At 52.9% G+C, this 5,024-nt stretch carries 1 protein-coding gene and 2 rRNA genes; all 3 read right to left on the bottom strand.

Annotated features, from left to right (window positions below; genetic code table 11):
• Window positions 1-72: 72 nt before the first annotated feature.
• A 23S ribosomal RNA gene (locus tag ACFL9S_RS15770) occupies window positions 73-2,978 on the bottom strand.
• A 190-nt stretch (window positions 2,979-3,168) separates the two neighbouring features.
• A 16S ribosomal RNA gene (locus tag ACFL9S_RS15765) occupies window positions 3,169-4,711 on the bottom strand.
• The 16S and 23S rRNA genes sit together here, the layout of an rRNA operon.
• 117 nt (window positions 4,712-4,828) lie before the next feature.
• Window positions 4,829-5,024: hypothetical protein (locus ACFL9S_RS15760; protein ID WP_405262835.1), on the bottom strand; the 196-nt coding region annotated here is incomplete at its 5' end.

Here is a 5,024-nt window from a genome sequence, read left to right as displayed (position 1 = left end):
GACCAGTCCGGTAACAAGCTGAAAATCTCTTTGCGTCTCTCATAACGCCCACCAGAACGCTTCTGGTGTTGTAAGGTTAAGCCTCACGGGTCATTAGTACCGGTTAGCTCAACGCATCGCTGCGCTTACACACCCGGCCTATCAACGTCGTAGTCTTCAACGTCCCTTCAGGGGTCTCAAGGACCCAGGGAGAATTCATCTCGAGGCAAGTTTCGCGCTTAGATGCTTTCAGCGCTTATCTTTTCCGCACTTAGCTACCGGGCAATGCCATTGGCATGACAACCCGAACACCAGTGGTGCGTTCACTCCGGTCCTCTCGTACTAGGAGCAACCCCTCTCAATTCTCCAGCGCCCACGGCAGATAGGGACCGAACTGTCTCACGACGTTCTAAACCCAGCTCGCGTACCACTTTAAACGGCGAACAGCCGTACCCTTGGGACCTACTTCAGCCCCAGGATGTGATGAGCCGACATCGAGGTGCCAAACACCGCCGTCGATATGAACTCTTGGGCGGTATCAGCCTGTTATCCCCGGAGTACCTTTTATCCGTTGAGCGATGGCCCTTCCATTCAGAACCACCGGATCACTATGACCTGCTTTCGCACCTGCTCGAGCCGTCACTCTCGCAGTCAAGCTAGCTTATGCCATTGCACTAACCTCACGATGTCCGACCGTGATTAGCTAACCTTCGTGCTCCTCCGTTACTCTTTAGGAGGAGACCGCCCCAGTCAAACTACCCACCAGACACTGTCCCCACGCCGGATTACGGCGCCAGGTTAGAACATCAAACGTTAAAGGGTGGTATTTCAAGGTTGGCTCCACGCAGACTGGCGTCCACGCTTCAAAGCCTCCCACCTATCCTACACATCAAGGCTCAATGTTCAGTGTCAAGCTGTAGTAAAGGTTCACGGGGTCTTTCCGTCTTGCCGCGGGTACACTGCATCTTCACAGCGAGTTCAATTTCACTGAGTCTCGGGTGGAGACAGCCTGGCCATCATTACGCCATTCGTGCAGGTCGGAACTTACCCGACAAGGAATTTCGCTACCTTAGGACCGTTATAGTTACGGCCGCCGTTTACCGGGGCTTCGATCAAGAGCTTCTCCTTGCGGATAACCCCATCAATTAACCTTCCGGCACCGGGCAGGCGTCACACCGTATACGTCCACTTTCGTGTTTGCACAGTGCTGTGTTTTTAATAAACAGTTGCAGCCAGCTGGTATCTTCGACTGCCTTCGGCTCCATCCGCGAGGGACTTCACCTACCGACAGCGTGCCTTCTCCCGAAGTTACGGCACCATTTTGCCTAGTTCCTTCACCCGAGTTCTCTCAAGCGCCTTGGTATTCTCTACCTGACCACCTGTGTCGGTTTGGGGTACGATTCAATGTTACCTGATGCTTAGAGGCTTTTCCTGGAAGCAGGGCATTTGTTACTTCAGCACCGTAGTGCCTCGTCATCACACCTCAGCCTTAAAGAGTTCCGGATTTGCCTGGAACTCAAGCCTACATGCTTAAACCGGGACAACCGTCGCCCGGCTAACATAGCCTTCTCCGTCCCCCCTTCGCAGTAACACCGAGTACAGGAATATTAACCTGTTTCCCATCGACTACGCCTTTCGGCCTCGCCTTAGGGGTCGACTCACCCTGCCCCGATTAACGTTGGACAGGAACCCTTGGTCTTCCGGCGAGCGGGCTTTTCACCCGCTTTATCGTTACTTATGTCAGCATTCGCACTTCTGATACCTCCAGCAGACCTCACAGTCCACCTTCGACGGCTTACAGAACGCTCCCCTACCCAACAACACTTACGTGTCGCTGCCGCAGCTTCGGTGCATGGTTTAGCCCCGTTACATCTTCCGCGCAGGCCGACTCGACCAGTGAGCTATTACGCTTTCTTTAAATGATGGCTGCTTCTAAGCCAACATCCTGGCTGTCTGTGCCTTCCCACATCGTTTCCCACTTAACCATGACTTTGGGACCTTAGCTGGCGGTCTGGGTTGTTTCCCTCTTCACGACGGACGTTAGCACCCGCCGTGTGTCTCCCGTGATAACATTCTTCGGTATTCGCAGTTTGCATCGGGTTGGTAAGCCGGGATGGCCCCCTAGCCGAAACAGTGCTCTACCCCCGAAGATGAGTTCACGAGGCGCTACCTAAATAGCTTTCGGGGAGAACCAGCTATCTCCCGGTTTGATTGGCCTTTCACCCCCAGCCACAAGTCATCCGCTAATTTTTCAACATTAGTCGGTTCGGTCCTCCAGTTAGTGTTACCCAACCTTCAACCTGCCCATGGCTAGATCACCGGGTTTCGGGTCTATACCCTGCAACTTAACGCCCAGTTAAGACTCGGTTTCCCTGCGGCTCCCCTATACGGTTAACCTTGCTACAGAATATAAGTCGCTGACCCATTATACAAAAGGTACGCAGTCACCCAACTAGTAGGCTCCCACTGCTTGTACGTACACGGTTTCAGGTTCTGTTTCACTCCCCTCGCCGGGGTTCTTTTCGCCTTTCCCTCACGGTACTGGTTCACTATCGGTCAGTCAGGAGTATTTAGCCTTGGAGGATGGTCCCCCCATATTCAGACAGGATGTCACGTGTCCCGCCCTACTCATCGAACTCACAGTAGGTGCATTTTTGTGTACGGGAGTATCACCCTGTACCCTGCGACTTTCCAGACGCTTCCACTAATGCACAAACTGATTCAGGTTCTGGGCTGTTCCCCGTTCGCTCGCCGCTACTGGGGGAATCTCGGTTGATTTCTTTTCCTCGGGGTACTTAGATGTTTCAGTTCCCCCGGTTCGCCTCATGCCACTATGTATTCATGACATGATAGTGTGTCGAAACACACTGGGTTTCCCCATTCGGGTATCGTCGGTTGTTGCGGTTCATATCACCTTACCGACGCTTATCGCAGATTAGCACGCCCTTCATCGCCTCTGACTGCCTAGGCATCCACCGTGTACGCTTAGTCGCTTAACCTCACAACCCACAAGCGTCCCGAAGAACACATTGTCTGTTGTAAGCATTTGAGAGACTCGAACATATCGTTAATTTCATTCTTATTACGGAGAATGAAAACGACATGTCGTTTCAATTTTCAGCTTGTTCCGGATTGTTAAAGAGCAATCAGACAATCTGTGTGGACACTACGCGGGAAAGTATCTTCAGGTAAGGAGGTGATCCAACCGCAGGTTCCCCTACGGTTACCTTGTTACGACTTCACCCCAGTCATGAATCACAAAGTGGTAAGCGCCCTCCCGAAGGTTAAGCTACCTACTTCTTTTGCAACCCACTCCCATGGTGTGACGGGCGGTGTGTACAAGGCCCGGGAACGTATTCACCGTAGCATTCTGATCTACGATTACTAGCGATTCCGACTTCACGGAGTCGAGTTGCAGACTCCGATCCGGACTACGACGCACTTTATGAGGTCCGCTTGCTCTCGCGAGGTCGCTTCTCTTTGTATGCGCCATTGTAGCACGTGTGTAGCCCTGGCCGTAAGGGCCATGATGACTTGACGTCATCCCCACCTTCCTCCGGTTTATCACCGGCAGTCTCCTTTGAGTTCCCGACATTACTCGCTGGCAACAAAGGATAAGGGTTGCGCTCGTTGCGGGACTTAACCCAACATTTCACAACACGAGCTGACGACAGCCATGCAGCACCTGTCTCACGGTTCCCGAAGGCACTAAGGCATCTCTGCCGAATTCCGTGGATGTCAAGGCCAGGTAAGGTTCTTCGCGTTGCATCGAATTAAACCACATGCTCCACCGCTTGTGCGGGCCCCCGTCAATTCATTTGAGTTTTAACCTTGCGGCCGTACTCCCCAGGCGGTCGACTTAACGCGTTAGCTCCGGAAGCCACGCCTCAAGGGCACAACCTCCAAGTCGACATCGTTTACGGCGTGGACTACCAGGGTATCTAATCCTGTTTGCTCCCCACGCTTTCGCACCTGAGCGTCAGTCTTTGTCCAGGGGGCCGCCTTCGCCACCGGTATTCCTCCAGATCTCTACGCATTTCACCGCTACACCTGGAATTCTACCCCCCTCTACAAGACTCTAGTCTGCCAGTTTCGAATGCAGTTCCCAGGTTGAGCCCGGGGATTTCACATCCGACTTGACAGACCGCCTGCGTGCGCTTTACGCCCAGTAATTCCGATTAACGCTTGCACCCTCCGTATTACCGCGGCTGCTGGCACGGAGTTAGCCGGTGCTTCTTCTGCGGGTAACGTCAATCGACAAGGCTATTAACCTTATCGCCTTCCTCCCCACTGAAAGTACTTTACAACCCGAAGGCCTTCTTCATACACGCGGCATGGCTGCATCAGGCTTGCGCCCATTGTGCAATATTCCCCACTGCTGCCTCCCGTAGGAGTCTGGACCGTGTCTCAGTTCCAGTGTGGCTGGTCATCCTCTCAGACCAGCTAGGGATCGTCGCCTAGGTGAGCCATTACCCCACCTACTAGCTAATCCCACCTGGGCACATCCGATGGTGTGAGGCCCGAAGGTCCCCCACTTTGGTCCGAAGACGTTATGCGGTATTAGCTACCGTTTCCAGTAGTTATCCCCCTCCATCGGGCAGTTTCCCAGGCATTACTCACCCGTCCGCCACTCGTCACCCAAGGAGCAAGCTCCTCTGTGCTACCGTTCGACTTGCATGTGTTAGGCCTGCCGCCAGCGTTCAATCTGAGCCATGATCAAACTCTTCAATTAAAAGTTCGATTTGCTGCAACAAGTGCAGCGATGCTCAAGTGTAAAACGTCATAATGAATTTCATTATGTGTTCACTCTTAAGACTTGATATTTTTTGTCACCCTAAGGTGACTGATATCAATCCTGCGAGTGCCCACACAGATTGTCTGATAAATTGTTAAAGAGCGGTGCAATCAGTGCCGAAGCTTCCTGTTGCGAGGTGGCGTATATTACGCTTTCCTCCTTCGGAGTCAACTTCTTTTTGAGAAGTTTTTCCGGCGGTTCAGATGCTTCCTGAACCTCCTGAGCCGCTGGCGTTACGCCGTTTGCCGTC

It is taken from the genome of Erwinia sp. AnSW2-5, from assembly GCF_045107195.1.
Taxonomy (GTDB): Bacteria; Pseudomonadota; Gammaproteobacteria; order Enterobacterales; family Enterobacteriaceae; genus Erwinia.
Note: the sequence above shows the minus strand (reverse complement) of the source record. Positions and strands in the feature narration are given on the sequence as shown.